Source organism: Nostoc sp. (assembly GCF_036917195.1).
Taxonomy (GTDB): domain Bacteria; phylum Cyanobacteriota; class Cyanobacteriia; order Cyanobacteriales; family Nostocaceae; genus Nostoc.
In genome coordinates this window covers 60,448-77,549 of record NZ_JBALDG010000054.1, presented here as the reverse complement: position 1 = coordinate 77,549, position 17,102 = coordinate 60,448, and the positions used below count along the sequence as shown (strand labels likewise).

The following is a 17,102-nucleotide window of genomic DNA, read 5'->3' as shown; positions in this document are numbered from 1 at the left end:
CTAATTTGACTCACGCAGCACCTTTAACATCTATTACAATCACTTGTTTAAGCTAATAAAATATTCCGTACTTGTTGGGCGATTTGATTCCAGTCGTAGTGTGTAGTGGCATACTGGCGACAGGCTGATCGTGAAGGTATGGAGATATTTCCCAAAAGCACTTGTTCTAATTTTTCAGCAATAGCTGAGGCTTCTGTTGAAGAAGTAATGAAATCGGGTGAAAATTCGGATAAAATTTCTGGCATTCCTCCAACGGGAGTACATAAAACAGGAGTACCACAGGCTAGAGACTCAATTATTACTAATCCAAATCCTTCAAAAGATTGACTAGGCATAATAGTCAATTCAGCAGCTTGGTAAGCAATAGGTAATTGCTCATCAGGGAGAAAACCTAAAAATTTAACGTTGTCGTCTAGTCCTAATTCTGTAGCCTGTTGTTGTAGTGCAGCTTGGATGTGACCACGACCTGCGATCGCTAGCCAAACATCTGGTATTCTGGGCTTAATTATAGCCAGTGCCTGCAATAATTTGTCAACTCCCGTTCGATGTACTAAGCGGCGGGATGTAAATATGATCCGGCGATTATTTGGCCAGCCTAGCTTTGTACAAGCTTCCTGGGGTGATAAGTTTGGTTGAAACCAGTTAATATCAACTCCACCAGGAATAATATTAATTTTGCTCCACGGTACTTGATATTTATCATGTAAAATTTTACCAAATGCTTTGCTCAAAACAATGAAGCGATCGCAGCGATTATAAGTGTTTTGTTCTATTAGCCAGTGTTTAATCAAAAGACTGAGATTTTTATTAACTACCTCTTGCTGACTTTCAGAAGCCCAAGGACCATGAAAGTTAAAAGTAACTGGTACTTTCTTTGGTAAAATATCTAAAATAGGAAAGCTGTATAATGCAAAGTGCAAATTAATAGCATCTGGTTTGCTTGTTCTTGTTTTTTGGAAGTTAGTGCGAATTGACCATAATCTTTGCCAAATAGCACTATCAACAGAAGCCAAGTTAGTCAGCTTAATCGGTGAATTTATTTCAGCCTCTGGTAGACCGACTCCACATAATTCTACCTCGTCTTTATTTGCTGCTAATTTATGAGTTAATTCATAAATATACCTTTCTAATCCTCCGGGACTTTTGGGAAACCAGCCTAATCCAAGGGTAAGAATAGATGCAGATGATGAAGCAAAACTTGTTTCTTTATTACCTTCCATCAATGTGTCTCCTATAAATGTATTAAAACAGTAGGGACAATTCATGAATTGCCCTAACAGCGTGTTTGTTATATCCCAACCTGAATTACTAGAATTTACGAATACGCATTACAAATAAGAGTTTTTTCTAGAACACCAATTTATAAACTATTTATATGCGAACGTCAACAATGAATTCAAACCTGTGTTTTTATTAACTAAAGAACACTGACGACGATATATATGATTCCTGCCAGGAAACAAGCTGAGTGGTAGACAGGGAAAGGAAAAAACCAATATAAACTAATTTATGAATAAACAATATTGTAGTAATATTTACAATTTTTGTTTTGGTAAAAGTAAATATTAATACATCAAAATATATTAGCTAAAATGATGTTATTTTGATAAAGTTTCTGTAAATATGATTTTTGAATCTAGATTGTTTGTTATTAATATTTAATCAGATGTCGTGCCCTAAATAATTTGTATATTCTCCAGTTGAAAATAGTTAGATTTTATGCGGATTTTATAAATAGTGATTGTATATAAATAATTAAAAGCTTAAAACTTATATGAAAAATGAATTACTGACGCAGTTAGTAGAACTTCGTCACAAGCTCAATCAACACATCAAAAAGTTATCTAATCTTAGATATTTACAAAGAAGTAAAACTTTCAATTTTTTACTTAGTCTGACTGCTGGAGTAATTGTTACTACCATTGGAATTACAACAGATTGGGCAATAACTGGAACACCCACACTCACGTACAAAACATCGTGGATAGGTAATAGTTTTGGCAGTGGAAATCTGCGGGTACAAAACAATATTGAGGCAATGTATGTTGCCCCTGATGGCACAGTTTATACTAATAGCCATTGGGATGAGGCGGGAATGGAGGCAGCCATATATAAAGATGGTAAAGTTATTGGTGCTATTGGAGATACTCACGGCTGGAGTCGTGGAGGTGGCAAAGCTGTAACAGCAAATAGTAAATATATTTATATTGCCATGACTCAGGGTTCCAGGGGCAAAACAGATGAAGATTACCCACCTGAAGGAACAACTTGGCATTGCGTTAGACGCTATGACTTGTCGGGAAAACCTGCGCCGTTTCCTAATGGGCGTGGCTGGGATAAAAGTATGTTAATTACTAGCACTAAAAATGAAATCACTGGATTAGCAACTGTGGAAAACGAGTTGTTTGTGAGTGATTCTGCTGCTAATCAGATTCGTGTCTATGATACTGATACGATGAAGGAACTCCGCAGCTTTACCGTTGCTAATCCGGGAGCAATAACTATTGATCTCCAAAAAAATCTCTGGATTATTCAAAGCAAAAATGGTAGTAATCCTGCTAAGATTCTCCATTATTCCCAAACTGGAAAGCAATTGTCTCAACAGATTGCAGATATCGTCGAACCAACAGCGATCGCAGTTGATCATCAAGGTAAGCTGTTAGTGGCAGAAAATGGCCCGCGTCAGCAAATGTTGATTTATGATATCAAAGATCAGCCGGTGCAGGTGGGTAGTTTTGGCTCTAAAGGCGGTATCTATGCAGGAGTTGCTGGTGAAGTTCGAGATTTGAAACTTTACGGACTTACCGGAGTCGGTACAGATACTTCAGGTAATATCTATATAAATAGTGATGGTTTCAACAAATCAGGAACAGATTTGCGGAAATTTTCGCCATCGGGAAAACTAATCTGGCGATCGCTGGGATTGATATTCGTCGATAATGCAGATGCCGATCCTAAAACTGATGGTGTAGATTTATTCACCAAACAAGAACACTATCTGATGAACTACAGTAAGCCTGCTGGTAAGCAATGGACTTACAAAGCTTACACTTTAAATGGTTTCAAATATCCTCAAGATCCCCGGCTGCATACATCGCCAGATGGAACCTTTGTTCGCCGCATCCAAGGAAAGCCGTTTTTGTACCTCACAGATATGTATAACAGCTTTCTGCAAATATATCGTTTTAATCCAGCCACAGATGGCAAAATTGCCATCCCAGCCGGAATGTTTGTCGGTAGCAATAGCGCAGATAAACCATTTCTCACCGGGAATTGGCCACCGCATCAACCAGAAAAAGGGGAATGGATCTGGCGCGATCGCAACGGTAATGGCAAATTTGAAAAGAACGAATATGATACCAGCAAAGATTATCCCTATATCGGCGGATGGTGGGTAGACAGCAAAGGAGATGTTTGGAAAGCTTTGCGTACCCAAGATGGCATTCGCCACTATCCTTTACAGGGAATAGATGCTAAAGGCAACCCCATCTACAACTATAGTTTGATGCAGAAGCAAACTACTCCCAGCATGTTTAACGACTTGCGGCGGATCGAATATTTCCCGGAAACAGATACCATGTATTTGTCAGGCTTCACAGTAGATCACCCTGCATTCGGTGACGATACTGGAGTTGTTGGTTCTGAGATTGCCCGTTTTGACAATTGGAGTAAAGGTAATCGTACTCCCCGTTGGCGGATTGTAATTCCCTACGACACCACTGGCAAACATGAAGTGTCTACGGCTGCGATGAGTGTGGCGGGAGACAATGTATTCGCTGTGACAGTTAAAACCGCAGAGGTATATGTCTATAATGCCAAGACGGGAGTGCAAGTACAACAGTTTAAACCAGGCCCAGAAGTTGGTAGCGAAAGTGGCTGGATTGATATCCCCTACGGTATCCGCGCTTTTCGGCGTTCCAATGGTGAGTATTTGGTATTTGTGGAAGAAAATTGGAAAGGAAAAGTGATTATGTATCGGCTGGCGGGGTGAGCATTTACAGTGAGGTACACCCGTAGGGGCACGGCACTGCCGTGCCCCTACACCTGGCGATATAATGTTGTACCGCATCTGAATGGGAACCGCTATAAGGAGGGAATTAGAGCAAGCCTTTTTACGTACCTCAAATGTTGGGAGATGGGGAAAGTTAGAAAGAAAATTTGTGCCGTTTGCAATGGGACAGGCACAATACGCATAATCTAAATTATCTAGAGTGAAGCCATAACGCACCCTACTTAAGATTTACTCCATTAGAGTGTTCCAATAAATAAATGATCCAAAGTCTGTCATTGCGAGTGCAACGCAATGGAGCGTACCACTTTCCTACGGAACGCTCCGCGAACGTGGAAGCAAGCTAGCAAGAGCGTCTCCAAAAGTTGCAATCACAAAGACGAAGAGATTGCTTCATTCCGCTTTGCTCCATTCGCAATGACAATTGGGCATTTTTTTACTTGGATTACTCTTAATGAGCCTTTGATACTCGTGAACGAGTCTTTGAACTCCGTCAACGAGTCTTTGATACTCGTGAACGAGTCTTTGAACTCCGTCAACGAGTCTTTGATACTCGTAAATGAGTCTTTTATACTCGTAAACGAGTCTTTGAACTCCGTCAACGAGTCTTTGATACTCGTGAATGAGTCTTTAAACTCCGTCAACGAGTCTTTGATACTCGTGAACGAGTCTTTGAACTCCATTAATGAAAAATATCTAACTATTCCTGAATGTACAGGGGTGAGCGTGTAGTAAAATTTGCTCACCTCTGTAAAGTGGAACATGGCTTTAGACTTCTCCGGTCAAAATCTCCGAGGACGCAACTTCAAAGGTAGACAAGACCTTGCGGGTGCAAACTTTAGCTATGCTGACATCCGAGGGGCAAACTTCACTAATGCTAATTTGACAGGTGCAAACTTCAGCCATGCCAAAGCTGGACTGCAACGCCGTTGGGCAATTTTACTAGTCATTGTCTCGTGGCTGTTGTCGGGACTGTCAGGATTATTATGGGCTTTCAACGGTTATTTGGTGTCACTAATATTTGATTCCAAATTAGACAATCAGATTGCCGGCTGGACTGCCCTAATCGTATTAATTGCCTTTTTCTTCGTCATAATTCGCCAAGGAGTAGCAGCTGGTTTAGGAGCCTTCGCCATCGCATTAGCCTTAGCCGTCGCCTTCGCCTTCGCATTAGCCTTCGCATTAGCCTTCGCCTTAGCCTTCGCCTTCGCATTAGCCTTCGCCATCGCATTAGCCTTAGCCGTCGCCTTCGCCTTCGCCGGAGCCTTCGCCGTCGCCGTCGCCTTCGCCGTCGCCGTCGCCGTCGCCGGAGCCTTCACCGGAGTCGGAGCCTTAGCCGGAGCCTTCGCATTAGCCTTCGCCTTCGCCGTCGCCTTCGCCGTCGCCGTCGCCGTCGCCTTCGCCGGAGCCTTCGCCGGAGCCGGAGTCGGAACGTTACTTAGCATCTACATCGGTTGGCGAGCCATGAAAGGAGACGAAAAGCACTTTTTGATTCGTAATATCGCTGTTACCTTTGCTGCAACAGGAGGTACAAGTTTTCGTGGCGCTGACTTAACAGGTGCTGATTTCACCCAAGCTACGCTCAAAAGTACAGATTTCCGCAAGGCTATGCTTACTAATACCTGTTGGCATCAAGCCAAAATGCTTGACCGTGTTCGTCCTGGTTCAACTTATCTGCAAAACTCACAAGTACGTCAACTGCTGGTAACAAGACAGGGACAGGACAAAAACTTTGACCGTCAAAACCTCCGAGGTATCAACTTAAAAGCAGCTAACCTAGCAGATGCCAGCTTTATTGGCGCTGATCTCAGTGAAGCTAATTTGCAAGATGCCGATTTGTCAAGAGCAAAGCTGAAGCAAACGCAACTAGACGGCACAGATTTAACAGGTGCAACCCTCACCGGCGCCTACATTGAAGATTGGGGCATTACAAATACAACTAAATTGCATGGGGTGAGGTGTGAATATGTCTACATGCGCGTCCCCACCAAAGAAAACCCTGACCCTCTCCGCAAACCTGATAATAATCAAGAGGTATTTGCAGACGGCGACTTTGCCGACTTTATCAAACCAATTTTTGACACCCTCGACCTTTACCATAATCAAGGCGTTGACCCCCGCGCTGTTGCAATTGCCTTCAAAAACCTTGCCGAAAATCATCCCGAAGCCGAGTTAGAAATCGTGGCAATGGAGAAACGCGGCGATGATAAAATCTTGCTCAGAGCCAAAACCGCCGCTCTTAGCGAGAAATCTCAACTGAGTGCAGAATATTTTGATGACTATAATCAACTCAAAGCTTTATCGCAGAGTCAGCAATTATTGCTGGTAGAAAAAGATAGTTATATTAGTGATTTAAAAAATATGATCACAACTGCACTCCAGCAGCCTAAATCTTATACACAAGGAAATACCATCATGTCTGATATCAGCGGCATCAACATTCAAGGCAGCAGTAATGTCAGCGGTATCGCTGGGAATAGTTCTGTTGCTAATCTGGGAACCATCAGCGGTAATATAAGTATTGCCCTTACTCAGTTACCTGATTCACCAGATGCCGAGAAACCGGGAATTAAAGAATTATTGTCGCAGTTGCAAGATGCAATCATCCAATCCACATATTTGCCAGAAGAAGAGAAAGCTGAAGCGCTAGAACAGGTGAAAACTTTGGCAGAAGCGGGTAAAAGTCCCCAAGAATCGACTAAGCAGAAGACGGCAAAAACAGCAATCACTATGTTGAAAGGGATATTTACAAGCTTACCTGCTGTTGCTTCACTGGTGGAAGCGGGTAATAAATTATTGCCTGCGATTTCTAAACTATTCGGTTTGGGATAATTTCACGTGATATTATGTCCGGGCAATTAAGCATAATACCCAGAACCCCACCCCGCCAAAGCTAACCTCCCCGCCTGGGGGGCTACCGTGTATACTACAAGTCCAATTACCCCACCCTAACCCTCCCCGATGGATTGGGGAGGGAACAAGAAATCAATCTTGTTTCCCCCCTTAATAAGGGGGGATTAAGGGGGGTAATTGGACTTGTGTGTACACCGTAGGGCTAAGGGGAGGGGTTCTTTTCTTATGGGTAATTTGGCAGACATCATATTACGTAGTAAAACCAGGGAGAGGTCTTTTTCTTCAGCTACTTTCGTCATTCTCAGGTAGTTTTGGAATGTAGAGTTGAGTTTTTCCAAAATGTCTTTAACTGAAGAAATCCTTTCCCAATTACCGGGCGATGTTTTAGGAGGATTGCGCCAAGGCGATCGCATCCTCGCATCTGTACGAGAAAACACCGCACCTATCCCAACGTTAGTTAAAGAAAGTCAACAGCCTTTAGGCGTTGTAGACTTCGATGTAGTTATCTGCGGTGGCACTTTAGGCATTTTAATTGGTTGCGCCTTAGCGGTGAAAGGGCTGCGGGTGGCGTTGATGGAACGGGGAATTTTGCGGGGGAGGGATCAAGAGTGGAATATCTCTCGGAAAGAATTAGATGTGTTTGTGGAATTGAACTTGCTAACTGAGGAGGAATTAGCAAGTGCGATCGCGACTAAATATAACCCAGCACGAGTTAGTTTTGCTGGCGGTACAGAAGTTTGGGTAGAGGATGTCTTGAATATCGGCGTAGATCCGGTTTATCTACTGGCTACTTTAAAAACCCGATTTCTCGCCGCTGGGGGAAAGTTGTTAGAAAATACACCTTTTACTGAAGCGGTGGTTCATCCAGATGGGGTGATGGTAAATAACCAATTCAAAACTCGGTTATTAATCGACGCGATGGGACATCTTTCACCCATCACCCAACAAGCACGCCAAGGAAAAAAACCAGATGCCCTTTGCTTAGTTGTGGGAAGTTGCGCCCAAGGTTTTCCGGAAAACAACTCAGGCGACTTGTTATTATCATTCACATCTTTGCAAAATCAATGTCAATACTTCTGGGAAGCCTTCCCAGCCAGGGATGGCAGAACCACTTACTTGTTTACTTACATGGATGCACATCCCCAACGCTTGAGTTTAGAAGCTCTATTTGAAGAATATCTGCGTCTTTTACCAGAATATCAGGGAGTGGAATTGAGCAAGCTGAAATTTCAGCGAGCGCTATTTGGCTTCTTTCCCACCTATCGCCAAAGTCCCCTAAAAACCCCTTGGAGTCGCATTCTACCAGCCGGAGATAGCAGTGGTAGTCAATCTCCCTTGAGTTTTGGTGGTTTTGGGGCAATGGTGCGTCACCTGAAGCGTTTAACATTTGGCATTTATGAAGCACTGGAAACAGAACAATTATCTGCACAAGCGATGTCTACGACGGGCTACGCCTACGCACTGCTGCAACCCTATCAGCCAAGTTTGACTGTTACCTGGTTGTTTCAAAGGGCGATGAGTGTTGGTGTAAATCAGAAAATTGCCCCAGATCAAATTAACCAACTCCTCTCAGCGGTATTTCAAGAAATGCAACAGTTAGGTACACCAGTGCTAAAACCATTTTTACAGGATATAGTGCAGTTTTCGGCACTAACGCAAACACTCTTAAAAACTGGTTTATACCATCCGATATTAGTTGCCAAAATAATTCCGCAAGTAGGTTTGGCAAGTTTGTTAGATTGGATGTTACATTACAGTAATTTAGGTGTATACACTGCCTTGTTTTGGTTAAGTCCAATGCTAGAAACATGGATTAAGAATCAACCAAATGAACAACAATATTATTGGCATCGTTTGGTTGATGCCTGGAAGTATGGTTCTGGCGGTGATTACTCAGATTAAACTTAGAATAATACCTGTGTGAGGAGAATATGATTGAACGGAAATCTTTAGGAATAAAATACTTTGCGGTGTTGATTGGTTTTCTGCGCGATCGCCAAGGATTTCTAGAGGAAGTTCGCCAAGGTACGAGATTACCAAATAAAATCATTTCTCTGCTAGTTTGTAGTTCCTTATTTATCGCTGCTTATGGCGGAATCATTGGTGCATACCATAGTTGGATGCAAGCTTTGTCTTCCGCCATTAAACTCCCAGCCCTTTATTTAATCACACTCCTGATTTGTATCCCGACGTTGTACTTTGCTAATATTATTTTTGGTTCAAAGCGGACTTTTGGACAGCATTTAGCATTAGTGCTGACTGCTGTTTCAGTTACAAGCGTACTTTTATTTAGCTTTGCCCCAATCACACTGTTTTTCTTGATTACCACGAATAATTACCAATTTTTAATTCTGTTAAATGTCTTCATCTTTGCCATAACTGGATTTATTGGTGTTTCGTCTTTATATCACGCCACGAGTTTAGTTTTAGAACAAGATAATGAAGGTAGCAAGACACGCCAGAAGATTTTACAATTTTGGCTATTTCTTTACGCTTTCGTAGGCAGTCAGTTAGGATGGACTCTCAGACCGTTTTTTGGCACACCTGGTTCTGCCTTTGAACTATTCCGTGAAAGAGAAGGTAATTTCTATTTGAGTGTGATTCAAGCTATTAGCTATCTTTTGGGAATCCGTTAATTAGTCATTAGTAATTTAACCAAATATAGAATATATAAATTTATGCTGAAAAAGCCAAATCGCGGAATTCAACAATTTGGGGTTTTGGTTAATTTACTCCGCGATCGCCAGTCATTCTTAGAAGAAATTCGTCAGGGAGTGCGATTACAAAATAAAATCAGTTCTTTATTCGTAACTAGTTCCATTTTCTTTGCCATCTATGGCGCAATTATCGGTGCATCTAACAGTTGGGCACAGGCATTATCTGGTGCTATTAAACTTCCAGCATTTTATTTATTAACACTGATTATTTGTTTACCAACTTTATTCTTTTTTAATGTTTTATTTGGTTCTCGGAGTAGTATTCAACAACATTTCGTTGTGTTGCTCACATCTGTATCGGTGATTAGTGTGCTTTTATTCAGCTTGGCACCAGTTACGCTATTTTTTCTAATTACTACACCCGATTCTTATCAATTTTTTAAACTGTTGAATGTGTTAATTTTTGGGATTACAGGCATCTTTGGCGTTAAATTCCTTTATGAAGGAATGCAATTACTTTCTCAACAAGATGAAGTTGGCAAAAAAACCCGCACCACTATTTTAAGATCCTGGTTATTGCTTTATGCCTTTGTTGGTATGCAGTTAGGATGGTTTCTCAGACCGTTTTTTGGTGCCCCTGACTCTAAATTTGAATTGTTTCGCGCAGTCAAAGGCAACTTCTATCTGGATATTGTAGCGGCGATTTCCGAAATTTTAGGTTTGCGCTAATCTAAAATTTATACCAATACGCTTAGTGTTATATAGCAGTCTTAAATCATTCGTGAAAAGTTAGATCCCCGACTTCGTAAAAGTTGTCGGGGATCTGGACAACGTGAATTTTCACAAATCATATAGGATTGCTATATCATATCCGGTTAATTAGTTATGGCTCCCACAGTCATTGCACCCCACACGCCAGATGCTCCCCTTAATCCCCTCCTCGCTTGCTCTTAGGGGAGACAAAGCTACGCTTTGGCTCTTTGGGGTTCTTGGGGTTTAATAAGTAATCAAGCGGACATGATATTAGTGATATTTTTGACATTTGGGCGCGAAAACTGGGGACGGCATTAACAAAGGACATCATCAGTGACTTGGGTAATACTGCATTTACTAGAGAGATTAATAAAAAATTTCTCTGATGACTTGTAACACTTTCGCCAACAGTGTCGGGGCATGAATTTACCCCATCTAAAGTAAAATTATGGAATTAGATCCGAAATCGGCTTATTTGAAGATGTAGAACAATTTGTCGGCATAGAGAAGCAAAATCATGAAGCGAAATTTATTTAGTGTAATAGCTCTTTTAGCAACATCTACTTTAGTTGGGATTAATAGCCCTGCTAATGCTACATCTAGCAGTTATCAGAAAAGCTGTAACCACATCTCAGTTTATGGCAACATTCTCTCAGCTAGTTGTAGCCGAAGCAATGGTTCGTTCAACAAAACTTCAATAGAATTACAGGGGATTGAAAATATTAACGGCAGTTTACAAGTGACTGACCCTGGTAAAGCTAGCAATTATCAGTTCAGTTGCCAGCATATCCGCATCAGAGGAAACAATTTAAAAGCTGCTTGTAAAAGAAGAGATGGCACACTTCAGTGGACTTCAACAGTCATACAAGGAATTGAAAATATTGAAGGTGTTCTGAAGTATACCAGCAGTCCCTGAGTCGAAGTAAAACGACCTTCAAAACGGCGATCGCGAAATCAGCGAACTTCTTGGCATTCCCCAGCCCGAAGTATGTCATTTGATGAAAGCAGAGTTGTAACGGTTCAGTGAGGACAAACTGCTCATTTTCCTCAAGCAGGGTGGTTTCATATCAAGAAAGAAAAATATCGGATTCTTATTCTTCCGTTTAATGCCTACATAAAAATAGTCAAAAGAGAACGAAAGTTCAAGGGTTACATTTTTTCTCTGTTTGTATGAAACCACCCTGACTCCTCATTTTCCTCAAGCGGCTCGATACGGAAATCACCTTACATCTTCGCCCTCATCATGTATCATGCATAAGATCAGCGAAATTCTAAACAAGAAAGTTAACGCCAGACCTTTCCTATCCAGCACGCTTGCTGGCTGGGAAGGTATTCTGCTCGAAGAGTACCACCTAGCTGCTTGCAACCTTGGGGAGTACGAAACACCCGACTTTCGTCTGACACTACAATTGAGTGGAGCGCTGCCGATCGAGTTCCGACAGGGCGATCAACTGTATAAGACATGCATGTCTCCCGGCAGTATCTGTTTCACGCCGCGTGGTGTAAGGCATGGAGTGAGTTGGCAGGAGTATCGAGAGGTACTCCATATCACTCTAGCTCCGTCATTGGTTACAGAGGTCTTGTCGGACTATCTTGTTAGGCCACAGGCAAATTTTATCATCCAAAAAGGGATCAAAGACGAACAAGTGTTCCATCTGGGCTTGGCTCTAAGAAGTGAACTTCAAGCTGGGAATCCGTCCGGTCCGCTCTATGCTGATCTTGTCAGCCGCGCTCTAATAGCCCACTTGGCAACACGTTATGCAGTGCATACTACAGCAACAGAGCTTCACCAGGGTGGACTGACACGCAGAACGCTTCGCCAGATTACCGATTACTTTCAAAGTTATCTTGCAGAGCCGATTACACTCCGGCAGTTGGCAGAGCTTGTTCAGTTGAATCCGTACCATCTGGCAAGGGCATTTAAACAATTAACCGGCTTGACACCGCATCAATACCTTACCGACCTCCGCCTGGAGCGTGCCAAGTACCTGTTGCTTCAAACGGATCAACCGATCGCCCAAATTGCTCTCCAAGTTGGCTATTCCGGGCAAAACCACTTCAGCGCCTTCTTCCGCAAGCACACCTTTATGACACCAGGCACATTCCGTAAGCTCCAATAAACACAACTTCCTGTTTCTCTGGTTTCAGTTCCAGACAAAAGCTTTTGTCAAGATTGCGTCAATTATGCCAAGAATCGGGAAGACACAACCGAGTCATCGTCGCTACTCTGAAATTGTCAATTAGGCGTCGCGGAAACCTCGCTCAAGCAGTTGAAGCGCATCGTTTGATGGAAAACAGACAGTGAATTAGAAAGATCATACTGACCATTAATTGTGGTTTGAAAATACTGGGAAGTGTGATAGATAATACACATAGGAGTACAACAGATGAAAATTGGCATAATAGGTGCAGGATTCATTGGGCGCACAGTAGCAAGCCTTGCAGTAAAGCAGGATCATCAGGTAATGCTGAGTAACTCTCGTGGTCCTGAGACTTTGACCAGCACGGTTATGGCGATCGGCTGCAAAGCTGGTACGGTTGAGGAAGCAGCAAAGTTTGGTGACATCGTTGTCGTCGCGATACCCCTGAAGAACTACCAGTCGGTTCCAAGCAAGCCTCTTTCTGGAAAGATTGTCGTCGATTCAAACAATTACTATCCAGAGCGGGACGGACATATTCCTGACCTAGACAGCAAGAAGACTACAACCAGCGAGCTTCTAGCCAAGCATCTCCCGGACTCGAAAGTTGTGAAAGCCTTCAATGCCATTCTGGCCGAGGATCTCGATAAGGATGGGCGACCTTCAGGCTCGCCTGATCGGCGTGCGCTTCCGATCGCAGGTGATGACGCTGACGCGAAGAAGTTAGTCAGCGATCTTCTCGATCAATTTGGCTTTGACGTTGTTGATGTCGGTGTCCTCGGTGAGGGTTGGCGCTTCGAGCGTGCTAAACCAGCCTATTGCGTCCCCTTGGACAGCACCGGACTGAAACAGGCGTTGGCGTCCGCAGACCCAAACATCGATATGCCTGAAGGCTCATGGCGGCACTGAACGCCTTACGACAGTCTCTCCCTAAGCGTTCAGGGGGGTAGCAGGGCGATCGGAAAAAATCGCAACCAGAATTTTGATCGGACTTGGAGTCAAACCAGAGTATTTAAACGACTCACATTTAGACTTATCGTCAATACATGTACATGGTAAGGCAGCGCTAGCCTTTCCCTTTGGGAAAAGCTAGCGCTGCCTCATCATGTGTTTCAAAATTTGGTAACAGGTAATTATATCATATCCGCTTGATTAGTTATTATTCCGGGCATCTATGCAAAAATCTTAAAACCCTCTTTCCCCCTGCTCCCTGCGCTCTTAATGATAAGTCTTTTACCGAACATGATATTACTCCCGATTCGCCCATTTCTTAATGAGTTAGGAAAAATAAAAATAAATAAAACAAGTCAAATCCTCTTCCCTTATGCCCTCTGCCTTGCCCGTTCGCACAGCGTCCTGTAGAGAAGAACTGATAAAACTCCCAATACGCTACAACAGAAAAAACCCTCTGCTAAACCTGTGAAAAAACGAGTAACACTCACCTTTCCAAAACGCGCCGTGCAAATGCCAGTGACTTACGTACTGGCCAAAGAGTTCAACGTCGCCGCCAATATTATCCGCGCCCAAGTTGCCCCAAATCAAATTGGCAAACTGGTAGTGGAACTATCGGGAGACATCGATCAATTAGATGCAGCAATCGAGTGGATGCGATCGCGCCATGTTAGCGTTTCTTATACATTAGGCGAAATTGCGATTGATCCTGATGTCTGTGTTCACTGTGGCTTGTGTACTGGGGTTTGTCCTACCGAAGCCCTCACCCTCCACCCAGAGACATATAAGTTGACATTCACGCGATCGCGCTGTATCGTCTGCGAACAGTGTATCCCCAGCTGTCCCGTACAAGCAATCTCCACTAACCTTTAACAATCCAAAATCCAAAATCGATTTTAGCCCAGCTTAAACACATCCGCTATTACACCACTATCACCGACCAATTTAGTCTTTGCTGGAGAGTCATAAACTACCAATTTTGTACACCTGTCTTTTCAAATTTAGGTTTTTTACGTTTGTAGCTATGAGAACCAACAAACCATAGATAATAATCCGTGTAAGCAAGTCCTTCTATATCAATTTCTTCCTCTTTTGATGTAGGTAAACTGATAAATTCTGCTACCCCAAATTGTTGATGCTCTGTAAATTTATCATTATCAACCAAAGAGAGTTGTTCAATAGTTGAGGTTTCATCTGACCCCAACCATAAATACTTCTGATGTGTTAATCGCACTGCTGATAAGTCTTTTCTATGTTCTTTAAAATTATCTAGAAAAATTAATAAAACTTTACTGAAAAAATATGAGTTTGACATTTTAAATTATCTTTATGATTACAAAAATATTCATTTTGCTATTATGATAATAAATCATTTAATTTATGCAAAATATCATTAAGCAATCACTAATATCTAAATTGCAGGGGTAAATCTGCTTTTCAAACCTCTGATAGATATAGTTTATTTCTAGAAGAGTATAGAAATATAGATAGTCAGAATCCGACTTTACCATTTTCATTGAATAAAAAAATATCAAAAGTAGTAGATGCAAAGTTTTAACTAATGCTATTATGCAATAACCTGATTAGGTAGTCATTAAGACCAATTATGAAATTAGCCACACAACCCACGGTAAAAACTTTAGGGGACTACGCGTATCAAGCGATTGAAAAACACTTTAAGAAAACCTTGAAGTGGGAAAAATCAGTGAAAAAAGATGAAGATCCAGAAGCGCTGCACCAAATGCGAGTGGGAATGCGTCGGCTACGCACGGCTGTAACTAAATTTGGGCTAGCGTTAGATGTATCAAAACCAGTCAGCGATAAAAATATTGGTAAAATAGCCCGTCGTCTTGGTAGTCTGCGAGATTTAGACGTACTCAAAGAAAGTTTGGAAAATAATTACAAACCAAACTTACCCTGCAAAGAGCAGGAATCTCTACGAACAGTTTTCACAGCTTTGGCTAAACAACGTGAAGATGTCCTATCGAGTGTACAGAAAACGTTAAAGGATGAATCTTATAAGTCTCTAAAAGATGCATTAGAGAAATGGTTAGAGAAACCCAGTTATCAACCTTTGGCATCTGTTGCTATCCAGCAAGTGCTACCAGATTTACTTTTACCAGAATTGAGTAACTTTTTACTGCATCCGGGTTGGCTAGTTGGCACCCAATTTGTGGAATCAGAAGTGAAAATTCAAAAAAACTGGAAACCAGAAAAGATAGAAAAACAATTGACAACAGAAGGTGAAATTATTCATAGCTTGCGAAAAGAAGCTAAACGTATACGCTACCAGATGGAGTTATTTACTGACTTATATGGCGAGTCTTACACAGCTTATATTACAGAAGTGAAAAGTATTCAAGAAATTTTGGGTACGATGCAAGATAGTGCGGTCTTAACTGACTGGCTTGCAGATGTATTCAAGTCAGAAATTCAAACTGAGTTGCCCACCCTTGCTAATTTGTTAACTGAAAATCGTTACCAGTCATGGCAGCAGTGGCAACCCTTGCAAGAACGCTATCTGAAAGCTGACACCAGGCATAGCTTTCATTTAACAATACTGCACCCGCTTTCAGGAGTAATAAATTAAAAGTTTCTCTTTCAGGACTTACGCAAAATCATCAAAAAACGAACCGCAAAGGACGCATAGACACGAAGTGGCTTCCCGCAGGGTAGGACACAAAGGAATAAGGTTTCATAGAGTTATTGCGTAAGTCCTATCTTTATTGGGCAAGGATTAAACTAACGAGCAGACAGTTGAATAGGAGCCTCTAGCGACAAAACATAAACACTGCTCTGGGGAATCTGGACAATAGGATTATTTTCAGCAAAGCACAAGCCTGAAATTAGTCCAGCAGCCCTTTCTAGGATAGCTCCCCAGTACAAACTGGTTGCGATCGCCTTAGGCCGACCTTAAAAGCCCAAGGCAGTGCGTTCAATCCCTTCACTCAATTAAAATATGATTCTTCTATTTGCCTCGTTCCCAGTCGGAGACTGGGAATGCCCATACAGAGGTACCTCCCGAATTCGCAGCAGAGCCGCTTTGAAGTCCATTTCCAAGGTAGAACCTGGAAACGAGATTTCAAAGAGGTCTAGTGATAAATAAAGACGGGTTGCAGCCCGTCTAAATAGCTTGAAAGTGCAAATACACCTTGTATAGTATTGAAAATAACACAGTTAATTTTCTGATAGTTGCCAATTTGCCAAGTCATAAAAAGAACAGATATTAGAATCGTCCTAGAAGTCCTGTATTTCCGGCTAAATTATTTACCCATGCATGTTTGAGGATTTCCAGAAATTGCGATGTCTGACGACAAGCCCAAAGTTTCCGAGTCTTTGGATTTGTGCTGCGCGTCTACATACTCTTCGCACTTATTCAGCAATTTTGAGTCCTCTCTGGTCTGAAAGTAGTAATAATTGCCGCCCGAGGCGATCGCACAGGTATCTTTCGCTCTGATGCTGAAAAACCAGATGTTACCAACATTCCAACTCTTCGCTTTGACTTAGTAGAATTTGAAGCCTATGCAGAGATGTCGGTGCAATTTTCGCGTGGATGTCCCTTTCGGTGTGAATTTTGCGACATTATTGTTCTCTATGGTCGCAAACCCCGCACCAAAAACCCAGATCAACTATTCACAATAGGCTTGGGTTAAGACAAATTGTTGGGTGGAATGGTACTTACAGCTGTTTTCAGGTAAATAGACCACGCGGTAGGGGCACAGCATTGCTGTGCCCTTACGA

General features: G+C 42.2%; 12 protein-coding genes and 2 pseudogenes. 12 read left to right on the top strand and 2 right to left on the bottom strand.

Features of this window, described 5'->3' with window-relative positions; translation table 11 throughout:
• Positions 1 to 47: 47 nt before the first annotated feature.
• Positions 48 to 1,220 carry a glycosyltransferase family 4 protein gene (locus V7K40_RS17140; protein WP_334961661.1) on the bottom strand — a complete coding sequence of 391 codons (1,173 nt, stop codon included), beginning with the start codon at positions 1,218 to 1,220 and terminating at the stop codon, positions 48 to 50.
• 554 nt (positions 1,221 to 1,774) lie between these two features.
• Between V7K40_RS17140 and V7K40_RS17135 the strand changes: the two genes are divergently transcribed.
• The 10 genes from V7K40_RS17135 (at position 1,775) to V7K40_RS17090 (ending at position 14,234) form a co-directional block, all read left to right on the top strand.
• Positions 1,775 to 3,991 (top strand): hypothetical protein, encoded by a 2,217-nt coding sequence (locus V7K40_RS17135; RefSeq protein ID WP_334961659.1) that lies wholly within the window; start codon positions 1,775 to 1,777, stop codon positions 3,989 to 3,991.
• Between the two features lie 312 nt (positions 3,992 to 4,303).
• A complete protein-coding gene (locus V7K40_RS17130; protein ID WP_334961657.1) occupies positions 4,304 to 4,741 on the top strand; it encodes a hypothetical protein in 438 nt (145 codons plus the stop codon).
• A gap of 30 nt (positions 4,742 to 4,771) precedes the next feature.
• Positions 4,772 to 6,841, top strand: coding sequence for a pentapeptide repeat-containing protein (locus V7K40_RS17125; protein ID WP_334961654.1), 2,070 nt, complete (start codon positions 4,772 to 4,774; stop codon positions 6,839 to 6,841).
• 360 nt (positions 6,842 to 7,201) lie between these two features.
• A complete protein-coding gene (locus V7K40_RS17120; protein WP_334961652.1) occupies positions 7,202 to 8,764 on the top strand; it encodes an FAD-binding oxidoreductase in 1,563 nt (520 codons plus the stop codon).
• 29 nt (positions 8,765 to 8,793) lie between these two features.
• On the top strand, positions 8,794 to 9,498 hold the full coding sequence (locus V7K40_RS17115; RefSeq protein WP_334961650.1) for an actin-binding WH2 domain-containing protein: 705 nt from the start codon (positions 8,794 to 8,796) through the stop codon (positions 9,496 to 9,498).
• A 42-nt stretch (positions 9,499 to 9,540) separates the two neighbouring features.
• Positions 9,541 to 10,248: an actin-binding WH2 domain-containing protein gene (locus V7K40_RS17110; protein WP_334961648.1), complete on the top strand. Its 708-nt coding sequence runs from the start codon at positions 9,541 to 9,543 to the stop codon at positions 10,246 to 10,248.
• Positions 10,249 to 10,789: 541 nt separating this feature from the next.
• Positions 10,790 to 11,188 carry a CVNH domain-containing protein gene (locus tag V7K40_RS17105; RefSeq protein ID WP_334961646.1) on the top strand — a complete coding sequence of 133 codons (399 nt, stop codon included), beginning with the start codon at positions 10,790 to 10,792 and terminating at the stop codon, positions 11,186 to 11,188.
• A 334-nt stretch (positions 11,189 to 11,522) separates the two neighbouring features.
• Positions 11,523 to 12,392, top strand: a complete 870-nt coding sequence (locus V7K40_RS17100; RefSeq protein ID WP_334961644.1) for an AraC family transcriptional regulator — start codon at positions 11,523 to 11,525, stop codon at positions 12,390 to 12,392.
• A 267-nt stretch (positions 12,393 to 12,659) separates the two neighbouring features.
• The gene (locus tag V7K40_RS17095) at positions 12,660 to 13,319 is read left to right on the top strand and encodes an NAD(P)-binding domain-containing protein (protein WP_334961642.1); all 660 of its coding nucleotides are present in this window, start codon (positions 12,660 to 12,662) and stop codon (positions 13,317 to 13,319) included.
• A 510-nt stretch (positions 13,320 to 13,829) separates the two neighbouring features.
• Positions 13,830 to 14,234, top strand: coding sequence for an NIL domain-containing protein (locus tag V7K40_RS17090; protein ID WP_273768657.1), 405 nt, complete (start codon positions 13,830 to 13,832; stop codon positions 14,232 to 14,234).
• 103 nt (positions 14,235 to 14,337) lie between these two features.
• On the opposite strand, the pseudogene V7K40_RS17085 reads toward V7K40_RS17090, so the two are convergent.
• Positions 14,338 to 14,676 (bottom strand): annotated as a pseudogene (locus V7K40_RS17085) (DUF3616 domain-containing protein); the annotation flags it as partial.
• A 291-nt stretch (positions 14,677 to 14,967) separates the two neighbouring features.
• On the opposite strand from V7K40_RS17085, the gene V7K40_RS17080 reads away from it, so the two are divergent.
• Complete coding sequence (locus V7K40_RS17080) at positions 14,968 to 15,951, top strand: CHAD domain-containing protein (RefSeq protein ID WP_334961640.1); 984 nt, start codon at positions 14,968 to 14,970, stop codon at positions 15,949 to 15,951.
• Positions 15,952 to 16,786: 835 nt separating this feature from the next.
• Positions 16,787 to 16,993: pseudogene (locus V7K40_RS17075) on the top strand (B12-binding domain-containing radical SAM protein); the annotation flags it as partial.
• Positions 16,994 to 17,102: the final 109 nt, after the last annotated feature.